We start from the raw sequence: 22,757 nt of genomic DNA, 5'->3' as shown, positions 1-22,757 counted from the left end.
CTATTTATCACAGCACCGATCAGCCGTAAAGGCAAAAGCTGGCGATTAACGCCGGATCAATTGGAAAGTTGATTGAGGAATATGCTGCAGCCTTTTAGGAGCTGCTACGTACGGGACCATATGTTATTTTCTTGAATTAGAGCTTTAATTCTAAAGGCCAGACGCAAACGTAAAGTTTCTTCAGGTTCTTTAAGGCTCCTACCAATGATCTCTTCACACTTTTCCAACCGATAAATTACTGTATTGCGATGCACATACAATCGCTTTGCGGTTTCGGCCAGCTGACAATGGGTTTCCAAGTAAACGGATAGAGTTTGTAGAAGTAAATGATAATCTTTTTTATACTCATTAGCAAAAGACTGAAAAGTATCCATATAAAACTTTTTCAGATCCTGATAAGGAACCATTCTTAAGATTTCGGGAATCTCTTTGGGCTGATAAATATCAATAAAACGTTGCTTTCCAGACATGCTCCCGTAATATAAAGCATCCATAGCTTCCTTATATGAAACCGGAAAATTGATTAAATGTTGTGCGTAATTGCTAATGCCAAATGATAACTCCACCTGGTAATGCACAGAAACTTTAATTTGGAGTGTTTTTAAAAATGAAATAAATTCATCTTCAATCTCCTTCCACCCCTCTTTAAGGGGCATAAGTAAAATGTACAGGTTGTTGGTCGTGAACAAATGTACTTCTTGATGAAAAAAACGGAGATCTGAATCAATTTTCTCATAAATGAATTCATGTTCCGTTTGGTACTTCATAAATGGAATGCTTTTCTCTTTTAAAACTGCTTTACCTACAGCACACACATAGCGCTGATCACTTAAAAGTCCAAATTCTTTCCCACGATTAATAATTTCTTCGTCAGTGGAAAAGGTGCCGTTAATAAAATTGGTGAAAAAATCATTTTGTATTCTTCTTTGATTTTGTTTCAAGGCATTTTCTTTCATTAATTCGAAGGCAATGACATTTGACGCCTGCTCTATGGTTAGAATTTTGTTTCGGTCAGTTAGTGGCACGAAGCCAATGATGCATAAAAAATTGGTTTGCTTATGAGTCGAGATGGGAAACAGTGTAATGGAATCCCTTGTCTCATTTAATAAAGAAAATGCAGATGGGCTTGTTTTGGATAATGGGTGAAGTTGGCTGATGATCACATCTTCCAGATTATCAAGAAGGGTGAGCTGCGAATAATTTTGAATTATGGGCTGTAAATAATGATTTAGTAATACTACTGGTAACTGAATTAAAGAAGATAAACTATCGAGGATTTTATCAATTCCCATTCCACTTAATATATGGTTTGTAAATTGGCGATGGGTTTGTATGGCATTATGCAACTCATTTGTACGGATATCAAGAATATAGCTTAAAGACTTGTTTACAATATCCCCCAATGAGGTTTGAATGGGTAGTTCTAAAAGCGGGAGTTGAAGTTCATTGGCAAGAGATACAGCCGCTTCAGGAATTTTGTCCAAATAACGTTTCGTTTTAATTGCCAATCCCGAACAGCCTTGCTTTGCCATCTCTTGAATAAGCTCTAGCAACAAATGTAAATCATCTTTAAAATGAAAGGCTGTCGTTATAAGTAGTTCATTCTTTTTTAGAAAATTAATAATATCGGGAGCATCCATCATATTGACCGTATTAACTTCACGTTCCATTCCTTGCGTTCCTGCAATTACTGAAGTTCCTTGAAATACAGGAAGATTTAGCAGTTCTATTAATTTCATACTCTAAATTCTCCTTTATGATATTTAATTTGACACAACCTCAATTCTTTTAGTTATTGTGTACAATAAATTTATAAAATGTTCTACATATTTGTGAATGATTTTAATGATTATTTATTTTACAATGAATTCAGAAAATAAACCATGTTAATATTTTTGACATTATATGAATATCAATTACCACTTGGAATAGGGGGATTAAGTTGGTATTTGTTGATAAGGAATCACCTGCCTTATTCAAAGAGGTTGAAGGAATGGTGGAATGGTTGGCTTCGTTTGGTAAAACGAATACTAATGGAGTCACTCGCCAACTGTATTCAAAGGAATGGACATTGGCTCAGGAAGCACTCAAATCGAGAATGGAAAGTGTAGGGTTAAATGCTTACTATGATGATGTTGGTAACTTATTTGGACGATTAACCGGTACACACACACACTCTGCATGCATATTAACAGGATCTCACATTGACACTGTCATCGATGGTGGGAAATATGATGGGGCTTACGGGGTGATAGCTGGATTAATAGCTTTGGAATACTTATACAAACATTATGGTTTGCCACGGAAAACGATTGAAGTGGTCTCGTTATGTGAAGAAGAAGGTAGCCGTTTTCCGATGACTTACTGGGGCTCAGGAAGTATTACCGGTATCAAATCATATGAAGATGTGTGCAAGTTGAGAGATCTGGACGGGATCTCCTTTGTAGACGCCATGAATAATGCGGGGTTTGGACAAGGGAAGTATCTACATCCCAAGCGCGAGAATATTGATTGTTTTCTTGAATTGCATATTGAGCAAGGAGAGATTTTGGAAAGAGAACAACGACAGATTGGGATTGTAAGTCATATAGTAGGACAACGAAGATACACTATCACTATTATAGGCGAGAGTAACCATGCAGGTACAACTCCAATGGTTTGGCGCAAAGATGCTTTGCATACAGCCTCAGAGCTTATTCAGACGCTTATGCAAAGAACAACAGAAACATCTTTGGATCTGGTTTCTACAGTGGGGCAAATTGAAGTTGAACCCAATCTATCGAATGTAATCCCCAAAAAAGTGACGTTCAGCATGGATATTCGTCACAGTAATGAACATGTTCTTAATACTTTTTGTAACGAAATTTTCAGAGAATTTGAGCAGATTGTAGGAAAGCATGGTACACAGTTAACCATTCATAATTGGATGAACGAGTTACCCGTAAAGATGGATGAGGCTCTAAATAAAATTGCTGGGTCAATTTTGGAAAAAGAAAAGGTTCCATTTAAAAAAATGAGCAGCGGTGCTGGCCACGATTCGCAAGTTTTTGGTCGCATCTGTCCGACCTTATTGCTATTTGTCCCAAGCCATAAAGGAATTAGCCATTCGCCTTATGAGCACACGAAAACGGAGGATTTGGTAAAGGGAATTGAACTACTAATCAAGATATTGTTTGAATTAGCGTATTAAGGAGAGAAGAGAGATGAACGGTTTTGATGAAATCAGTGCACCACTGCGGACGATAATGACTCCAGGACCCGTAGAGGTCGACCCGAGGGTTCTGCGCGCCATGAGTACACCAATCCTTGGACAATTTGATCCGGCATTTACTCAAATGATGAACGAAACGATGGATATGCTTCGTCAAGTGTTTCAGACCAAGAATCAGTGGGCATTTCCAATTGACGGAACATCCCGGGCAGGCATTGAAGCGGTAATGTGCAGTGTAATAGAGCCGGGTGATAAAGTTTTAATCCCCATTTTTGGGAGGTTTGGACATTTATTGACCGAGATTGCAGAACGTAGTGGAGCTGAAATCTATACCATTGAGTGCGAATGGGGGAAAGTATTCGATCAGCAGGAAATCATTGATGAAGTGAAAAAAGTGCAACCAAAGGTTCTTGCAATTGTGCACGGTGAAACATCAACTGGCTGTATGCAGCCCTTGGACAAGATTGGACCTGCCTGCCGGGAGCTTGATGTCTTGTCTATTGTCGATGCAGTTGCAACGCTTGGTGGTACAGAGGTCAAGGTAGATGAATGGCAGTTGGATGCGGTAATTGGCGGTTCGCAAAAATGCTTGTCCGTGCCTTCCGGGATGGCTCCAATTACGTATAATGAACGAGTGGAACGTTTGCTTTTTACTAGAAAAAAAGTGGAAAGAGGCGTTGCTCAGGCGCATGATCAAGTAAAGGTTAACCATCCTATTCGTAGTAATTATTTTGATTTGAGTCAGCTGCAGGATTACTGGGGACCGAGACGGTTGAACCATCATACCGAAGCAACGTCAATGCTTTATGCCTTGCGAGAAGGCTTGAGAATTGTATTGCAAGAAGGATTGAAGGAGCGGTTTGAAAGACATCGCTTGCATGAAAAATCTCTTACGGCAGGGATTCAGGCCATGGGCTTGCAATATAATGATGTTCTCTGGAAACTTCCTATGGTTACTTGTATTACCATCCCGGCAGGGATTGACGGTGATTCGGTCAGAAAGATGCTGCTGGAACAGTTTGGCATAGAGATTGCAAGTTCGTTTGGTCCTCTTCACGGCAAGATTTGGAGAATTGGCACCATGGGATACAGTTGTCGGAAAGAAAATGTTTTATTTGTACTTTCTGCTCTTGAAGCTGTATTGATCCGTCACGGAGCCTCCATTCAAATTGGTCATGCGCTGCAAGCTGCTTTAAATGTATATGAAGCTTACGTTTAGAATGAGCTGGAAGTGAGATTGATTTCTCATTTATATATCCAAAAGATTCCGAAACAATCGGGATCTTTTTGTACAGTTAAACAGATATAGAAGGTGACTCATAATGGCGTTGTTTAGAGTGGAAAACTGGCTGGCCGGATTACAGTGGCTTTTTTTCCTGTTCACTAATACCGTAGTAATTCCTATTACTGTAGGTGCAGCGTTCCAACTCCCGTCAGAGAAAATAACTTATCTTATTCAGACCTCCTTTTTTCTTACGGGCTTGGCCTGTATTTTGCAAGCTTTATTGGGACATAGACGCTCAATTATGGAAGGACAGTCCGGGTTGTGGTGGGGAGTTATTTTAAGTCTTAGTTATGCTGCTCCTTCTCAAGGCATGTCCATGGGAACTCTTGGGGGAAGCCTTGCAGTAGGAATCATTATTTCTGGTTTCATTACAATTGCCATTGGATTAAGCGGACTCTCTCAGCTCCTTTCCAAGTTGTTCAACGCTGGAGTGATGGCTGTCTTCATGTTTCTATTAGGTTGCAGGCTGAATGCTATTTTTTTTAAAGGGATGCTGGGGATTCCTTTCAATACGGATACGGAGATTCTCCATATTGATTTGCCTGTTTTTTTATTATCCGGTGTCGTTTGTGTTTTGGTCATCATTTGTAGTGTTAAGCTGCCCGCTTCACTTAGCAAGTATTCAATTTTAATGGGGATTATTGTTGGATGGGTATTGTTTGCATTGTTGTTTACTTCCAAGCAAGCATTAAATATGACCGGCAAAATGGAATTCATATCATTCCCTTTAGGTACACCTAGACTGGATGCAGGAGTTATTATAACAGCGGTTGTAGCAGGCATTATTAATACTTCGAATACATTTGGAGCTCTGAAGGGTACAGATGATCTTTACAAAACAAGATTAAGTCTTAAACATTATAACAATTCATTTACGATTAGCGGAATATTTGTGATAGCTTCGGGCTTTTTAGGGCAGGTTCCTTATGCACCATACGTTTCTTCCATCGGTTTTCTCAACCAAACGCAAATTTTGAGCAGAATCCCCTTTATAATTGGCGGTGGACTATTTATGCTGATGGGGTTGATTTCTCCGATAGGGAGCCTGATGTCCCAACTTCCTTTAAGTGTGGGAAGCGCAGTTTTGTTCGTTACGTATATGCGACTGCTACATTCGTCACTTCAATATTTTTCTAAAATCCAGTTAACAACGATCAATGTATACCGGTTGGCAGCTCCATTATTCATCGGGATTATTATTATGACTTTTCCTGTTTCTTATTTCGAATCGCTTCCCGCTATTTTACGTCCATTGCTGAGTAATGGGTTGCTGGTAGGTATTTTATTATCGCTTTTGCTTGAAAATATTCATTCTCCAAAATCATTGTTCAAAAATCTACGTCTATGGAGAGAAAATAATGAATGATCAATGGAATGTATTTGTAAATGGAAGATTGAACATAGAATCAACCGGAAATGGGGAGCTCAAGGGTTTAGCGTTTGCAGTAAAAGATGTTTTTGATATTCAGGGATATACAAGTGGTGCAGGAAACCCTGATTGGCTACGTACTCATGGACCTGCTGTTCAAAATGCTTACGTTATTGATCTTCTACTTAAACATGGAGCAGAGTTAAAAGGGACTGTGCAGACGGATGAATTGATGTACAGTTTAAACGGAGAGAATTTTCATTATGGTACGCCTATAAATCCCAAGGCGCCTGATCGCATTCCTGGCGGATCGTCCAGTGGTTCAGCTGTTGCTGTCGCAGCAGGGTTAGTAGATTTTTCCATAGGGACAGATACAGGCGGGTCAGTCCGGATTCCTTCCTCGTATTGCGGAATCTATGGATTTAGGCCCACTCATCGGGCAGTCTCAACTAAAGGGGTGATTCCACTGGCTCCAAGCTTTGATACAGTTGGATGGATGAGTCGAAGCCCGCAGTTATTACTTAAGATTGGCCAGATTCTGATAGATGGTCAAAGCAAGGAAGGTCAATTCAAGAATATCTATTTAGCAAAAGAACCATGGAAGCTGATGCTTGAAAAAGATAAAACAGCTTTATTAGATTTTCTTTCCTCAGAGGGGATAATTAATAAAACGAAAATGGTCAAAATATCAGAACATAACAACCTGACTGAATGGTCGAGTGCGTTCCGAATCCTTCAGGGGTTAGAGATATGGAGTGAACACGGCTCCTGGATTCAGAAGGAAAAACCGGATTTTGGATCAGATATCGCTGACAGATTCCAGTGGGCCAGTACTTTGAAGAAAAGTAAGAGCATATCTCAATTTGCGCTAAGAGAGCATGTAAAACTATTCATGTCAAACCTATTAGGAGAAGACGGGGTATTAATCATTCCAACTGCTCCCGGTATAGCTCCATTGCTGAACATGCGAGGGGAAGAAGCAGAACAATATCGAGCAAAGACCATGCAGTTATCCTGTATCGCAGGCTTAGCCGGTTTACCTCAAATTACGATACCTGTAGTTGGGGTGAACGGACTACCGTTAGGGCTGTCTTTTATTGCTAATCAATATCAAGATCTAAAGCTCTTAAGTTGGATGTTAACTATTTGCAAATAAAGGATAATGTTTGAGCGATGGTGTAAGGAGGGACGATCATATGAAATTGGCAACAGCAATTGTTAATGGTGAAGAAACTGCAGCGATCATCTTTTCGAATAACATTACAACAATCAAAACAATTAATGAGACGGAGAACAAAAACTGGAGTACGGACCTGTTTCAGTTGATACAAAAAGGACAAATAACGGAAATGATTCATTGGTACACAAGCGAGGGAAAGCACAAATTGTGTGGGTATCCTGCTGTCAAGGTAGAACAAACAGACTTTGGCCCGCTGTATCGTAACCCTCGAAAAATACTTGGTGTTGGCATGAATTTTCAAGAGAAGGCGGTAGAACTGTCAGGGAAGTTGCCTGAAGAAGAACCGGTTATTTTTATGAAACCAGATACCAGTCTGATCGGCATAGAAGAATCAATTCGACTGCCCACTCAGTCCAGAATTGTAACAGCAGAAGCAGAACTGGGGATTATTATCGGAAGAACCTGCAAGAACGTTAAACCAGAGGATGCGCTAAGTGTTGTCGCCGGATTTACTACTACCTTAGATATGACCGCAAAGGATATACATGCTAAAAATCCTCGATATCTCCAAAGATCAAAGAGCTTTGATACATTTTTTAGTTTTGGCCCTTATTTCATCACTTTTGATGAGTTGGAAGAAATCATGGATATTGAAATAGAAACAGTTTTGAATGGCAAGGTAGAACATCGAAACATAGTTAGGAATATGATGTATCCGCCTGAATACATCGTTTCTTTTTTTTCACAAATTATGACCTTATATCCCGGTGACATTATTATGACGGGTACGCCAGGATCAGTGCCAATACGTAAAGGTGATGTAGTAGGATGTAATATCAAACCGTTTAAAATGCTTTTCAATTCAGTAATTTGAAGAAAATCTGAGTTGGTCGCTTCAAACCAAGTGTCTGTTTTTACTAATGTTGCTATCTTATCCTTAATTAATTCACTCGGCTTCAGGCCGAGTTTTTTTATTTCAAAATGTTTGACTTGAAAAAAACTTAGTATAATAACCAGATAAATTACATTACATATAATGTTAGATTTTATTTGATTTTTGGTTAAACAGTACAATGAAAAAAGCAAAAATCCACAATTCATCTAATGATTTGTCGGGAAATTCAAGCTAAACTGTGACTATAAAGTATACGAGTTATATTTTATTACATTTCATGATATATAATTCGGGATTGAACAAGAAAGGATTGATATGATCATGTCTACAGGTTTAGCAAATCACGTAATGGAAGATAGGCAGCTCACAAAAGATACAGGTATTGTTGAATCCTTAAAGCCGAAGAATGAAAGTGACAGAACGGTCGGTTCAATATCTTACATGTTTATGTGGGTAGGTGACGGTGTTAATCTGGGCAACATGACATTGGGAGCCAGCTTGATTGTTGCGGGGACTGCGACACTTAACATTTTTCAAACTTTTGTAGCCGCTTTGATAGCGATTGGGATCATATCGAGTGTATTTGTTTTGAATGACAGGTTGGGTTACAAAACAGGAATACCTTATGTTGTACAGCTTAGAATGTCTTTTGGAATCAAAGGTTCGATTATCTCCTCATTTTTGCGAGGAATCCCCGGAATTATCTGGTATGGTTTTCAAAGCTGGATTGGCGGGACGGCCTTGAACGAAATTGTTAAAGTCATTTCTGGCGGAGCTTTCGATAACGTTGCTGTTTGTTTTCTGGTAATTCAGTTAGTGCAGATTGTTCTTTCGATGTATGGCTTTCATGCCATCAAGTGGGTAGAAATTTTAGCCTCGGTCGTAATTATGTTGGCTCTTATTTATGTGTTTGGAGTTCTGATCCAATCGCATCGTGATGTGATTGCTGAGAGATGGGTTTATTCCGAAGGATCATGGGGCTTACCGTTCTTTGCGTTCATTATGATGTTTCTGGGTAATTATGCTGCCATCTTTCTGAGCGCAGCAGACTATTCAAGAGAACTTAAATCCGGTATTGGTGATATCAAACGTGGTTTTCTATACTTTTCCCCCATTTTAATCGCATATGGTTTTGTATTGACTATAGGTGCAATGCTTGCTTCGGCGACAGGAATTTCAAATCCTGTGAAGGCCTTTGCAGTCGTGGTAGATAATCCATATATAACCGTTGGTGTATCTGCTTTTATTGTGATAGGTGCGGTTGCAGTTAACATGGTTGCGAATATCGTTCCACCTGCTTATGTTATTACCTTAATTACAAAATTAAGATACAAAGCATCCGTTGTTGTAACGGGGCTGCTGGCGCTTTGCTCATTTCCGTGGATACTTGTGCAGGATTCTTCGGCAAAAGGGCTTGGAATATTTATTTTGATTTATTCCGCATTTTTAGGGCCGATTGTTTCTATTTTATTGGTGGATTATTACATTTTACGAAAACAAAATGTAAATGTTGTAGAACTGTACCAAGAGAACGGGCCTTTTTCTGGATATAATCCATCTGCAATTTTTGCCATGCTAATCGGTGCAGGAGTTGCTTTTACAGAAGTGGAGATTGGATGGTTTTTAGGGTTTATTACAGCCGGTATTGCCTACATTCTTTTGACTAAATATGCATTTAAAGACTCTCGGTTTAAAAAAGGAACTATATTTGAAAATTAAATACTGTCAACATACATGACCAAGGAGCAATGGATATGGAACATTTGGATTTGATTATTACAAATGGTAAAGTAGTTCTACCGACAGGTGTCGAAGAAAAGGATATTGGTATTAAGGATGGGTTAATCGTACAAATAAAAAAAGGAATTACAAATACGGCGGATCGAAGATTGGACGCTGAAGATCAATTTGTTTTCCCTGGTGTAATTGATGTACATGTGCATTTCAGTGAACCGGGGAGAGAACACTGGGAGGGGTTCCGTACAGGATCAATGATGATGGCTGCAGGTGGATGTACCACATATTTCGATATGCCACTAAATGGAATTCCATCAACAGTAACCCAAGAGGCGCTTTATGATAAAGCTAGGCTTGGGAATGAAAAGTCATTTGTTGACTTTGGTTTATGGGGTGGGCTTGTACCTGGAAATGAGAAGGATTTAGTGCCTCTTGCAGAGTCGGGTGTGATTGGATTTAAGGCTTTTCTCTCTACAACGGGGAATAAAGAGTTCGAGGCCGTGGATGATATAACTTTGCTGAACGGGATGAAAACGATCGCTAAATTGAACAAAGTACTGGCTCTTCATTCGGAAAGTGCAGCCATTACAAATTGGTTGAAAGCAGAAAAGGAGAAAGAAGGAAAATGCAGCGCCAATGACTATTTAGAGACACGGCCAATACTTGCAGAAGTTGAGGCAGTGGAGCGTGCTATTTATTACGCTGAGATTACTGGTTGTCCGCTTCATTTCGTACACATTAGCTCAGCCAAAGCTGTAGAAAAGATTGAGCAGGCAAAGCAAAGGGGAATGGATATATCTGTTGAAACTTGTCCGCATTATTTATTGTTTAATCATGAGCATCTCAGAGAGAGGGGAACGGTCGCCAAATGTGCGCCACCTTTACGGGAACAAGAGGAACAGAAGAAATTAATTTCTTTATTCATTGAAGACAAGTTTGATATGATCTCTTCAGATCATTCACCGTGTCCTTATGAGTTGAAAGATCCTCACATTTATAATTTATTCCAAGCATGGGGCGGAATTAGCGGAGGCCAATTTACGTTGCTTTCTCTAATTCAGCTTGCCTTAAAGCACAATATTCCGCTTGAAAAGGTAGCACATTGGACAGCCATTAGACCAGCTGAAAGATTTGGACTTTCAAATCGGAAAGGGAAGATCATAGAGGGAGCAGATGCTGATCTAGCAATTGTAACTTTAAATGAATCATATGTGGTGACTGAAGACAATTTTTATGCAAAGCATAAGCAAAGTCTGTATGTTGGTCATACCTTCCCTTGCAGAATTGTAGGAACCATACTCAGAGGGAAAGTGGTGTTTAACAATGGCGAAATTACAAACGACCCTGCTGGAGGTTGCTGGCAGAAGCCTATGGGATACTACAACTAAATGTAATTTTTTAGGAGTTTAAATGTCCACTAAGTGCTAAAACTATGAAGAGATCATAAATCACCCAATCGCCCCTAAAAGGCGATTTTTTTGTATCAAGAAGAGGAAATGGGACAAGAATATTATCTCATTCCCTACGAATCAATCCGGGTTATTGAACCATTTCACGAGCGAGCAGCGACTATTCCATTAGCGCCGAAGCATCTAACAAAGCGTAGACCAACTTATACCGAAATTCGCTTCTCTATTCGTGTTCGTGCGGCCAAATCGCTTTTCAAAGTCGTACGACTACAGTCATTATGAGTCAAAAAAAAGCCGAGGCTGTTAAAGAAGCCTTCAAAAACGTATACGGCTATAATATGGACATAACGAGCAGCGAGAATTTCGGTATGATTTATAGCATTGTACACAATCGTATGGCGAAGCGGGACATGTTCTTAGCTATAGCGAATATGATGCGTACGACTTTGATGCTCGCTTTTGCTTTCTTATTTTACTATTTAGCGAAAATCCTGATTTTGCAAAGCGTGTTTATTACGCCGCATGTTGCTTTTATTGTTTTTGATTTTTGTCTAATTTTTCTCTTCCGACAAAGCTATAGTAAATTTAAAAGCTTCTCGGATTCGATTCCATTTGATGCGTTTCTGGCTTGGTACAAACAGCAAACGCTAAAAAAAGAAAGCACATCGTAATATTATGATCTCTCTATAATAGATAGAAAAAAAGAAAGACGATTAATCTATTAACTTATAGAGGGATTTTTTATGAGCTAAACGAGAAAAACTCACGATGAGATATTTAAGTAAAAGACAGTCGACCTCTACCTCAAAAAGGTAGTCTATCACTATTGCTTGGTTTTAGTTCAGGGCTATGAGCTTGATAACCATGAAACTCAATGAAGCAAGAATTGGCCGATCGAGCGTAGATGCCTTTGAACAAGATGATGAATTTCTCAACCAAGTGTACAGGGGATATTAGGATCTACGAGGAGTAGAAAAGCTGGTGAAGCTACTTACCTGTAGTTCACTGGCTTAAATTGGCTCTTCTACCATTAGGACATGTTCTTCTTATACATTCAAAGGAGGTCAAGGATATATGAGATAACAATAATATAAAAAGATAGAAGTAATAATTTGAGGCAGTCATGAAAATTTTGACCGTCCACAAGATGATAAATAATATTTCAAATCGTTCCAGAAACGCGCCGGGGAATTCAATTTGCTGTGCAAAAGAAACGACCGGCCATTGTAATCGGGAAACTTCTTCAACCGATATACAGCCAACGACCATCTTCACCTAAAAAACAGGTATAGAGGATGAATTTCATCATTCTTCTATATCCAAAAAAAGACCACTTCAAGGTTGAAGTGGTCTGGTGTTCTGACGGGCGCGATTCAGTAACAAGGATCAGCGCTCATCTTCATTTAAGGCCCAGATTGTGGAGGATATCTTCTTAAGAGAATTGGATATTTAATGTTAAAAAGATGGAGATTGTGAAAGAATTTACTGAATCTATAGGGGCAGATTAGTGATTTGGGTGCCTTTTGTTTACAATCAAAATCTTAAAAACGCATATATTTATTTTGGAGTCAATGAATTAACGACTAGTTGAGATACTCATTTAATATTCTTAATCCTACTTTTAACTCGTCTAATGAGTTTGTCGAAGAAAGGGCAATACGTAAATACTTATCCTGGGGAGTTTGCCCACTTAAAAAACGATCAGAATGAAAAGCTCGAATACCTAGCTTCTGTAGGTCCGTTTCTAACTCTAATGCATCAGAGTGTCTTTGAATTGGCAGCCAGCGATAAAAACTTAGAGGATGTCCAACGTTTTTGTCAAAAGGAAAATTATTGAAATAAATATCATTTGCTGTTTGCACAAGCTGCTTCTTTAGCAAAACAATTTCATGAGCTTTTCCTGATAAAATTAGTTCTGTAATAATCTCCGCATTGAAAGAAGAGGTTTTAACATTAATATTAAAAATAGACTGCAGAATCTTCTCGCAAAAGGCCTTCCCATAGACGATATAGCCAATTCTCAACCCTGAGCAGATTGATTTAGAAGTACAGCAAATATAAATCGTTTGTTCTGGAAGTAAGTTAAACATTGGTTGCTGATAATCTGAAACAATGCCTGCTGTCATAAAGGCATGAATCTCTTCCTCAATCAAAATTAAGCGATGCTTACGGATGACTTCTGCAATTTCTCGCTTTCGAAAATCTGACATCATAATGGTTGTTGGATTATTACAAGAAGGCATGAGGAAAATGCCATGAATATTTACTTTATTGCATTGTTTATCAAGCTCGCCTGGCAACATTCCAAATTCATCTCCAGTAATCGGTACTAATTGAATTCGAAACATTTTTGATAACTCAATAAAATTTGAATAGGTATATAAATCTGTAGCAATTCTGTTTCCAGGCTCAAACAAAGCGGTCAACGCAATAGCCAATGCATTTTGCGCACCAGATACAATAGCAAGATGTTCTTGATCTGTATGAATGCCGAACGATTCCATCCAGTTAAGTGCTGCTGCTTTTTGATGTGGAATGCCAGTGGGATCATTGTAATCTAGTAATTGTTCAAAATAACTCTTGTTCACAACTTGTTGAATACTATCCTTAACTAGCGCATTTGTTTGCTCAAACGATGATACAAGACCTAGCTCAATAAGGCTTGCCGTTTTATCCTTAGAAATGGTTATTGACCGAGAAGCATTTGGCGCTACAAAGGTGCCACTACCTGTAATTGCATATATTAGCCCTCTTTCCTCGCATATTTTGTAAGCACGAGTAATAGTCGTAAAGTTTAAGTCTAAGAAATCTGCCAATTCCCTTTGAGGCGGCAATTTTGTACCAGAAGCTAAAAAGCCATTTTTAATATCGTGTTCAAGTAAGGATGCAATGGATTGATAATAAGGACGCTTCAATGCGTTTTTATCAGGTTTCCAAGACATTGGATAGTTGTCGAATGAATTTACAGGCATAATGCACCTCTTCTGATAGATTACATACAATCAATGGTATGGTATGTATGTAGTTAAAAGATAATAAACAGTTATTTGGACCCCCATTTTTAGAGTGGAGGGTTTTTATATGTTTCTAAACAGAATTGTAATCTATACAATTATACAGTTTATTGTATGGATTTTGTATGTTAATTTAAATCATATTAAATTAGTCATTTAGGATGTGAAACGTATGAAAAGAAGAACTCAAATATTCACGGCATTTCGTAAAGCTTTCCCTCAAACATTACCTATTTTCTCAGGGTTCTTATTTTTAGGAATCTCTTATGGCATCTTCATGAATTCGTTAGGATTTAGCGCAATTTATCCGATTCTAATGAGTCTAGTCATCTTTGCAGGATCAATGGAATTTCTTACTGCCAATTTATTGCTTCTTGCCTTCAATCCAATTAATGCTTTTTTTCTCACTTTAATGGTGAATGCAAGACATTTATTTTATGGCATTTCTATGTTGGATAAATATAAGAACGTAGGAAATAAAAAGTGGTATATGATTTTTGGACTTTGTGATGAATCTTTTGCGATCAATAGTACCATTCATGTCCCAAACAATGTAGATAAAGGTTGGGTTATGTTTTTCGTCACGCTGCTCAACCATTTTTATTGGGTACTAGGCGCAGCATTAGGGGGTATTTTTGGATCGCTTATCCAATTCAATACTGAAGGATTGGAATTTGCTATGACGGCTCTATTTGTTGTTATCTTCATTGAACAGTGGTTGAAAGAGGAAAAACATTATAGTTCTCTAATAGGGCTTGGGATGTCAATTGTCTGCCTTATTATTTTTGGAGAAAACCATTTCATTATCCCTGCAATGATTGCAATTTTAGGACTACTTACTTTAACTAGAAAGTCATTAGAGAAAAAAGAGGTTCAACCAATATGACAATGCATTTAACCGAGCAAATTATTACGATTACGATGGTTGTCTTAGGTACTATGCTGACAAGGTTTCTTCCATTTATTGTTTTTTCATCAGGTAAAGCTACACCAAAGTATGTACAGTATTTAGGGAAAGTTCTACCTTCAGCGGTAATTGGACTTTTGGTCATTTATTGTTTTAAGCATGTGAGTTTACTTTCTGGAAGTCATGGAATCCCTGAATTTATTGCAGTGGCTGTAGTTGTAATGCTTCACATTTGGAAGAGAAACATGCTCCTCTCTATAGCGGGGGGAACGATTATCTACATGATTTTGGTTCAAATGTTTTTTAATCAATTTTATTGAACTTATGACCAAGATTAAGTGGTGCAAAGAATTATAGTTCAGAACTGTTCTTAATGCAGCTTGTTCTTTTCTAACTAATAGAGGACGAGAAAAATCCAATTTCTCAATTTAATACTGAGAAATTGGATTTTTTAATATTGTAATTCACTTAACGTTTTAAATCCGATTTATCCTGGCCTACCCCCTATAGCAATAGAAAGGTTTATGTTTTTAGAGATTTCAAGAAGTTCTCAAATTTTAGACGCTCATTCATATTTAACTTGTTGCTCTATGTATTATATTTACGCACATTTCGCCAAATACTGAACTTCACCTAAAAACAGGTGGATAGGATAAATTTCATCATTCTTCTCTATACAAAAAAAGACCGCTGTATACAAATGTGTGCAAGTTAACAAAAAGTAGCTCCTGCATTGCCTACAGGAGCTACTTTTTGTTTCAATTATTAATGAAATGTAGCGTTCCTAAAAGCATATTTAAAGGAACGGTTCTAAATTAGTCTATTTTACGTTTCAAAATGCTCGTAAATAATTTTTGGAACGTTTCAATATTAATCATCCCTTTTGGACTAAAAGGGGGAGGCATCATATATAAGTTATGTTTGCGTGTCGGCCAAAGACCAAGCTCCTTCCGATGTGCTGTTGATTAATCTGAGCAAGATACCAAAAAAACGTCGTATGCGTCTTTCGACTGCAGTAGATTTGGTCAAAGATTCACAGTGCATATAATGAAGAAAAAATTCCAAAGTATGAGGAGTATAGTAAAAGAAATGATTTTGATAAGTCACTTATCAATTGGTATAACTTACATGTAGTAATCAGCAAACCTAAATGATATATTATTCATCCGGCCGTAAGATAGGCTGTGATGTAATGGTTAAAAAGTTCAAAAGACCATGTGCGAGGCATTATTTACCAGTAGTATGAACCACAAAAGTATGATATATTATTTATCCGGCCCAAGAAAAGCGAATGAAGTTTTGATCTTTGAAAACTGAACAACGAGTGAGTAAACTGATTTTGTTCGCAAAATCAAACAAGAGATATTTTATCTCGTCAGTTTCAACATGAGCTAATCGCTCTTTCGATAAACCAACTTCGGTTGGTCTTTAATGGAGAGTTTGATCCTGGCTCAGGACGAACGCTGGCGGCGTGCCTAATACATGCAAGTCGAGCGGGGTTGTTTAGAAGCTTGCTTCTAAACAACCTAGCGGCGGACGGGTGAGTAACACGTAGGCAACCTGCCCACAAGACAGGGATAACTACTGGAAACGGTAGCTAATACCCGATACATCCTTTTCCTGCATAGGAGAAGGAGGAAAGACGGAGCAATCTGTCACTTGTGGATGGGCCTGCGGCGCATTAGCTAGTTGGTGGGGTAATGGCCTACCAAGGCGACGATGCGTAGCCGACCTGAGAGGGTGATCGGCCACACTGGGACTGAGACACGGCCCAGACTCCTACGGGAGGCAGCAGTAGGGAATCTTCCGCAATGGGCGAAAGCCTGACGGAGCAACGCCGCGTGAGTGATGAAGGTTTTCGGATCGTAAAGCTCTGTTGCCAGGGAAGAACGTCTTGTAGAGTAACTACTACAAGAGTGACGGTACCTGAGAAGAAAGCCCCGGCTAACTACGTGCCAGCAGCCGCGGTAATACGTAGGGGGCAAGCGTTGTCCGGAATTATTGGGCGTAAAGCGCGCGCAGGCGGCTCTTTAAGTCTGGTGTTTAATCCCGAGGCTCAACTTCGGGTCGCACTGGAAACTGGGGAGCTTGAGTGCAGAAGAGGAGAGTGGAATTCCACGTGTAGCGGTGAAATGCGTAGAGATGTGGAGGAACACCAGTGGCGAAGGCGACTCTCTGGGCTGTAACTGACGCTGAGGCGCGAAAGCGTGGGGAGCAAACAGGATTAGATACCCTGGTAGTCCACGCCGTAAACGATGAATGCTAGGTGTTAGGGGTTTCGATACCCTTGGTGCCGAAGTTAACACATTAAGCATTCCGCCTGGGGAGTACGGTCGCAAGACTGAAACTCAAAGGAATTGACGGGGACCCGCACAAGCAGTGGAGTATGTGGTTTAATTCGAAGCAACGCGAAGAACCTTACCAGGTCTTGACATCCCTCTGACCGGTCTAGAGATAGGCCTTTCCTTCGGGACAGAGGAGACAGGTGGTGCATGGTTGTCGTCAGCTCGTGTCGTGAGATGTTGGGTTAAGTCCCGCAACGAGCGCAACCCTTATGCTTAGTTGCCAGCAGGTCAAGCTGGGCACTCTAAGCAGACTGCCGGTGACAAACCGGAGGAAGGTGGGGATGACGTCAAATCATCATGCCCCTTATGACCTGGGCTACACACGTACTACAATGGCCGGTACAACGGGAAGCGAAGCCGCGAGGTGGAGCCAATCCTAGAAAAGCCGGTCTCAGTTCGGATTGTAGGCTGCAACTCGCCTACATGAAGTCGGAATTGCTAGTAATCGCGGATCAGCATGCCGCGGTGAATACGTTCCCGGGTCTTGTACACACCGCCCGTCACACCACGAGAGTTTACAACACCCGAAGTCGGTGAGGTAACCGCAAGGAGCCAGCCGCCGAAGGTGGGGTAGATGATTGGGGTGAAGTCGTAACAAGGTAGCCGTATCGGAAGGTGCGGCTGGATCACCTCCTTTCTATGGAGAATCGTTTCCTGCAATGGAAACATTCAAATATGAAGCATAAGCTTCAAAAATTACTCACTCGTTGCTCAGTTTTGAGAGTTCAAACTCTCAAATTGCACCTTGAAAACTGGATACCGAAACGAAATTGCGTTTTAGAATATTCCTTTAAGCTGATCTTGTGTAAACAAGTGAAATAAAGGTAGCGTATCGTATTTACATTGTAGATACTAGGTTAAGCTACAAAGAGCACACGGAGGATGCCTAGGCGCCAGGAGCCGACGAAGGACGTGGCGAACAACGATAAAGCCTCGGGGAGCTGTAAGCAAGCTTTGATCCGGGGATGTCCGAATGGGGAAACCCGGCTGTCTTCATCGACAGTCACTACTCACTGAATTCATAGGTGAGTGAGAGGCAGACCAGGGGAACTGAAACATCTAAGTACCCTGAGGAAGAGAAAACAATAGTGATTCCGTCAGTAGCGGCGAGCGAACGCGGATTAGCCCAAACCAAGGAGCTTGCTCCTTGGGGTTGTGGGACGTCTCACATGGAGTTACAAAGGAACCGGTTAGATGAAGAGGTCTGGAAAGGCCCGCCAGAGAAGGTAAAAGCCCTGTAGTTCAAAACTTGTTCCCTCCGAGACGGATCCCGAGTAGTGCGGGGCACGTGAAACCCCGTATGAATCCGGCAGGACCATCTGCCAAGGCTAAATACTCCCTGGCGACCGATAGTGAAGCAGTACCGTGAGGGAAAGGTGAAAAGCACCCCGGAAGGGGAGTGAAATAGATCCTGAAACCGTGTGCTTACAAGAAGTCAGAGCCCGATCTATGGGTGATGGCGTGCCTTTTGTAGAATGAACCGGCGAGTTACGTTCCCGTGCAAGGTTAAGGTGAAGAGCTGAAGCCGCAGCGAAAGCGAGTCTGAATAGGGCGAATGAGTACGTGGACGTAGACCCGAAACCGGGTGATCTACCCCTGTCCAGGGTGAAGGTGCGGTAACACGCACTGGAGGCCCGAACCCACGCATGTTGAAAAATGCGGGGATGAGGTGGGGGTAGCGGAGAAATTCCAATCGAACCCGGAGATAGCTGGTTCTCCCCGAAATAGCTTTAGGGCTAGCCTCGGAAAAAAGAATCGTGGAGGTAGAGCACTGATTGGGTGCGGGGCCCGCAAGGGTTACCAAGCTCAGTCAAACTCCGAATGCCATAGATTTAGTTCCGGGAGTCAGACAGTGAGTGCTAAGATCCATTGTCGAAAGGGAAACAGCCCAGACCATCAGCTAAGGTCCCCAAGTGTGTGTTAAGTGGGAAAGGATGTGGAGTTGCACAGACAACCAGGATGTTGGCTTAGAAGCAGCCACCATTGAAAGAGTGCGTAATAGCTCACTGGTCGAGTGACTCTGCGCCGAAAATGTAACGGGGCTAAACACACCACCGAAGCTATGGCTTGATGCTTGCATCAGGGGTAGGGGAGCGTTGAATGCGGGTTGAAGGTGTACCGGAAGGAGCGCTGGACTGCATTCAAGTGAGAATGCCGGTATGAGTAACGAAAAGATCTGTGAGAATCAGATCCGCCGAAAGCCTAAGGGTTCCTGAGGAAGGTTCGTCCGCTCAGGGTAAGTCGGGACCTAAGGCGAGGCCGATAGGCGTAGTCGAAGGACAACAGGTAGAAATTCCTGTACCACCGTAATCCGTGATGAGCGATGGGGTGACGCAGTAGGGTAGTGACGCGGACTGATGGATGTCCGTCTAAGCAGTGAGGCTGATGTGTAGGCAAATCCGCACATCGTTAAGGCTGGGCTGTGATGGGGAGCGAAAATTATAGTAGCGAAGGTCATGATCTCAGACTGCCAAGAAAAGCCTCTAGCCAGGAGAAGGTGCCCGTACCGCAAACCGACACAGGTAGGCGAGAAGAGAATTCTAAGGCGCGCGGAAGAACTCTCGTTAAGGAACTCGGCAAAATGACCCCGTAACTTCGGGAGAAGGGGTGCCTCGGTAGGGTGAATAGCCCGAGGGGGCCGCAGTGAAAAGGCCCAAGCGACTGTTTAGCAAAAACACAGGTCTGTGCGAAGCCGCAAGGCGAAGTATACGGGCTGACGCCTGCCCGGTGCTGGAAGGTTAAGGGGAGTGGTAAGCCTTCGGGCGAAGCTATGAACCGAAGCCCCAGTAAACGGCGGCCGTAACTATAACGGTCCTAAGGTAGCGAAATTCCTTGTCAGGTAAATTCTGACCCGCACGAATGGCGTAACGACTTGGGCGCTGTCTCAACGAGAGATCCGGTGAAATTTTAATACCTGTGAAGATGCAGGTTACCCGCGACAAGACGGAAAGACCCCATGGAGCTTTACTGCAGCTTGATATTGAATTTGGGTACGATCTGTACAGGATAGGTGGGAGCCGTAGAACTTTGAGCGCCAGCTTGAAGGGAGGCATCCTTGGGATACCACCCTGATCGTATCTAGGTTCTAACTTGGTACCGTGATCCGGTACGAGGACAGTGTCAGGTGGGCAGTTTGACTGGGGCGGTCGCCTCCTAAAGAGTAACGGAGGCGCCCCAAGGTTCCCTCAGAATGGTTGGAAATCATTCGAAGAGTGCAAAGGCAGAAGGGAGCTTGACTGCGAGACCTACAAGTCGAGCAGGGACGAAAGTCGGGCTTAGTGATCCGGTGGTACCGCATGGAAGGGCCATCGCTCAACGGATAAAAGCTACCCTGGGGATAACAGGCTTATCTCCCCCAAGAGTCCACATCGACGGGGAGGTTTGGCACCTCGATGTCGGCTCATCGCATCCTGGGGCTGAAGTAGGTCCCAAGGGTTGGGCTGTTCGCCCATTAAAGCGGTACGCGAGCTGGGTTCAGAACGTCGTGAGACAGTTCGGTCCCTATCTGTCGTGGGCGTAGGAAATTTGAGAGGAGCTGTCCTTAGTACGAGAGGACCGGGATGGACGTACCGCTGGTGTACCAGTTGTTCCGCCAGGAGCACCGCTGGGTAGCTATGTACGGAAGGGATAAGCGCTGAAAGCATCTAAGCGTGAAGCCCCCCTTAAGATGAGATTTCCCAATGAGTAAGGCCCCTTGAAGACGACGAGGTAGATAGGTTGGGGGTGGAAGTGCAGTAATGCATGGAGCTGACCAATACTAATCGGTCGAGGGCTTATCCTAAGATAAAGCGCAATAAGTTTCGGATCCAGTTTTCAGGGTGTAAGTTCAGTATATCGTCAGCTCAAGTAGCTGAAGTTACACGGACAAACACACAGCATTTGGCGATGCTGATTCCTGAAAAAGAATTTACACCGTAAATTCATGTTTGGTGGCGATAGCGGAGGGGTTCCACACGTACCCATCCCGAACACGACCGTTAAGCCCTCCAGCGCCGATGGTACTTGGACCGCAGGGTCCTGGGAGAGTAGGACGCCGCCAAGCAAATAATAGTATGACTCTGCATAGTCGTACTCAGGTCGTCGAGAAAGCTTCGACGGCTTTTTTTATTTTCCCATCATTAAACATAACGTCCTATAAGTATATAATGCGTATATGCAAATTTGTGATAGTTACGAAAAAAGGCTGTTCCATGACTTTTAAAGGTCAAGGAACAGCCTTTTATAACTTAATTTCGTAGACATTTCGGAGGGGAATTTTATCTTGAGCCGATCTGTCGATTACAGCGAAACAAAGCACTGTTCCCATTGGTCGGTAATGGATGCTTTGTCAAGCTGTTCTCCAATGAGTGTGACATATCCCTGGCTCACCGGAAGTGCGGTGGGTTGCCATTCCAAGTGACTTCCTGAGAATTGCAGAAGCATTGTGCCCTCATACGGGAGCACACAATAACCTTTCGCTCGAAGAAGCGAGGAACCTAGCCCGGTCAGGAAGTCTTCTAATCGTTGCTTATCTAATGGCCGAGGAGAATATTGATGCAGTGTTAAGCTCTCCAGACGGGAAAAGGAAGGGGGACGATTGCGATCATGACTGTGGTTATGAGGATGTGCAGAGATCACTTTGAATGCGGTATTTTTGAAGGTACTGCTAGGTCTTTCATTATCTTTGGTAGGAATTGGGATAGGCGATGCTTCTGCATCATTGGGCTGTACCTGTGCAGATGTATGCTGAAATACTTGTACAGGTTTCGGGTCAAGCATTACGGAGGTCAGGACAGGTTCCAGCAGTGGTCCGAGGTCAACGCGGCTGTATTCAGTAGTTTGTAGCTTAGCTGTATTGTTGAGCTTGCGGATGTTCTTGACGACCTTAGCCACTTCACGGCTACTTGCGACATCCGTTTTGTTCACCACAATGAAGTCGGCGGAGCGAAGCTGTCCATGCAGAGTCCGAACCAGCTCCTTGTCTGCAGTAAAGCGGCTGTTGTATTCATGGAACAGCACAGCATCCACCACACTAATGCTGTGAACCAGATACAGCCGATCTGCCAGCAGTGGAGAGCGAAGTTCCTCCAACACTTGCTCGGGGTTAGCTACTCCGGTGGTCTCCATGAAGATCACATCCGGCTTTTGGATGAGTAGGGTATGCAGTGCGCCAGCCAGCTCATTTCTTTTGCTGCAACAAATGCAGCCCTCTAGCAGTCCTTCCACTGTTACGTCAGGCATTTCCTCTGAAATAATAGCGCTGTCTACATCATATTCGCCCATTTCGTTCATTAAAACAGCAGCACGAAGGGGAATCTGGCGAGTATGGGCTAACAGCCGCAAAAGTAGCGTTGTTTTGCCGCTTCCAAGAAAACCACTGATTAATATAACAGGAACCTTGTTCATCATTTTTCCTCCTTGGTGGG

Annotated in this window: 14 protein-coding genes and 3 rRNA genes; 13 read left to right on the top strand and 4 right to left on the bottom strand. The window is 41.9% G+C overall.

Translation table 11 applies throughout. The annotated features are described in order from the left end of the window. Positions 1 to 104: 104 nt before the first annotated feature. Positions 105 to 1,739 (bottom strand): PucR family transcriptional regulator, encoded by a 1,635-nt coding sequence (locus C0638_RS22035; RefSeq protein WP_102163797.1) that lies wholly within the window; start codon positions 1,737 to 1,739, stop codon positions 105 to 107. A gap of 203 nt (positions 1,740 to 1,942) precedes the next feature. Between C0638_RS22035 and allC the strand changes: the two genes are divergently transcribed. The 8 genes from allC to C0638_RS21995 all read left to right on the top strand — a co-directional run bounded on the left by allC (position 1,943) and on the right by C0638_RS21995 (position 11,757). Then, positions 1,943 to 3,190 (top strand): allantoate deiminase, encoded by a 1,248-nt coding sequence (gene allC / locus C0638_RS22030; protein WP_233902254.1) that lies wholly within the window; start codon positions 1,943 to 1,945, stop codon positions 3,188 to 3,190. A gap of 13 nt (positions 3,191 to 3,203) precedes the next feature. Beyond that, entirely contained in the window at positions 3,204 to 4,430 is a 1,227-nt protein-coding gene (locus tag C0638_RS22025) for a pyridoxal-phosphate-dependent aminotransferase family protein (protein ID WP_058712521.1), read from the top strand. Positions 4,431 to 4,533: 103 nt separating this feature from the next. Then, entirely contained in the window at positions 4,534 to 5,862 is a 1,329-nt protein-coding gene (locus tag C0638_RS22020; protein ID WP_058712520.1) for a uracil/xanthine transporter, read from the top strand. Beyond that, positions 5,855 to 7,021 (top strand): amidase, encoded by a 1,167-nt coding sequence (locus C0638_RS22015; RefSeq protein ID WP_058712519.1) that lies wholly within the window; start codon positions 5,855 to 5,857, stop codon positions 7,019 to 7,021. The genes C0638_RS22020 and C0638_RS22015 overlap by 8 nt, the downstream gene beginning before the upstream one ends. A gap of 40 nt (positions 7,022 to 7,061) precedes the next feature. Then, positions 7,062 to 7,919 carry a fumarylacetoacetate hydrolase family protein gene (locus C0638_RS22010; protein WP_058712518.1) on the top strand — a complete coding sequence of 286 codons (858 nt, stop codon included), beginning with the start codon at positions 7,062 to 7,064 and terminating at the stop codon, positions 7,917 to 7,919. A gap of 342 nt (positions 7,920 to 8,261) precedes the next feature. Continuing rightward, a complete protein-coding gene (locus C0638_RS22005; protein WP_058712522.1) occupies positions 8,262 to 9,659 on the top strand; it encodes an NCS1 family transporter in 1,398 nt (465 codons plus the stop codon). A 35-nt stretch (positions 9,660 to 9,694) separates the two neighbouring features. Next, entirely contained in the window at positions 9,695 to 11,065 is a 1,371-nt protein-coding gene (locus C0638_RS22000; RefSeq protein ID WP_058712517.1) for an allantoinase, read from the top strand. 299 nt (positions 11,066 to 11,364) lie between these two features. Then, positions 11,365 to 11,757, top strand: a complete 393-nt coding sequence (locus C0638_RS21995; protein ID WP_058712516.1) for a hypothetical protein — start codon at positions 11,365 to 11,367, stop codon at positions 11,755 to 11,757. Positions 11,758 to 12,088: 331 nt separating this feature from the next. On the opposite strand, the gene C0638_RS21990 is transcribed toward C0638_RS21995, so the two are convergent. Next, positions 12,089 to 12,355, bottom strand: a complete 267-nt coding sequence (locus C0638_RS21990) for a GerAB/ArcD/ProY family transporter (protein ID WP_233902253.1) — start codon at positions 12,353 to 12,355, stop codon at positions 12,089 to 12,091. A 314-nt stretch (positions 12,356 to 12,669) separates the two neighbouring features. After that, positions 12,670 to 14,058: an aminotransferase-like domain-containing protein gene (locus C0638_RS21985; RefSeq protein ID WP_058712634.1), complete on the bottom strand. Its 1,389-nt coding sequence runs from the start codon at positions 14,056 to 14,058 to the stop codon at positions 12,670 to 12,672. A gap of 214 nt (positions 14,059 to 14,272) precedes the next feature. Here C0638_RS21985 and azlC point away from each other — a divergent pair, with 214 nt between their 5' ends. From azlC to rrf, 5 genes are all read left to right on the top strand, one after another. Then, a complete protein-coding gene (gene azlC / locus C0638_RS21980; protein ID WP_058712636.1) occupies positions 14,273 to 14,986 on the top strand; it encodes an azaleucine resistance protein AzlC in 714 nt (237 codons plus the stop codon). Further along, positions 14,983 to 15,327 (top strand): branched-chain amino acid transporter permease, encoded by a 345-nt coding sequence (locus tag C0638_RS21975; protein ID WP_058712635.1) that lies wholly within the window; start codon positions 14,983 to 14,985, stop codon positions 15,325 to 15,327. Before azlC ends, C0638_RS21975 begins: the two co-directional genes overlap by 4 nt. A gap of 1,108 nt (positions 15,328 to 16,435) precedes the next feature. Further along, positions 16,436 to 17,989 (top strand): 16S ribosomal RNA (locus C0638_RS21970). A gap of 218 nt (positions 17,990 to 18,207) precedes the next feature. Continuing rightward, a 23S ribosomal RNA gene (locus C0638_RS21965) occupies positions 18,208 to 21,133 on the top strand. 144 nt (positions 21,134 to 21,277) lie between these two features. Beyond that, positions 21,278 to 21,394 (top strand): 5S ribosomal RNA (gene rrf, locus C0638_RS21960). Together the 16S, 23S and 5S rRNA genes form the textbook arrangement of a ribosomal RNA operon. A gap of 236 nt (positions 21,395 to 21,630) precedes the next feature. On the opposite strand, the gene C0638_RS21955 is transcribed toward rrf, so the two are convergent. After that, entirely contained in the window at positions 21,631 to 22,740 is a 1,110-nt protein-coding gene (locus C0638_RS21955) for a CobW family GTP-binding protein (protein WP_013370947.1), read from the bottom strand. Between the last annotated feature and the right edge of the window lie 17 nt (positions 22,741 to 22,757).

Origin of the sequence: Paenibacillus sp. lzh-N1 (assembly GCF_002872435.1) — a bacterium.
GTDB lineage: Bacteria > Bacillota > Bacilli > Paenibacillales > Paenibacillaceae > Paenibacillus > Paenibacillus polymyxa_C.
The sequence above is the reverse complement of the archived record's forward strand: the minus strand, read 5'-3'. Positions and strand labels throughout refer to the sequence as shown.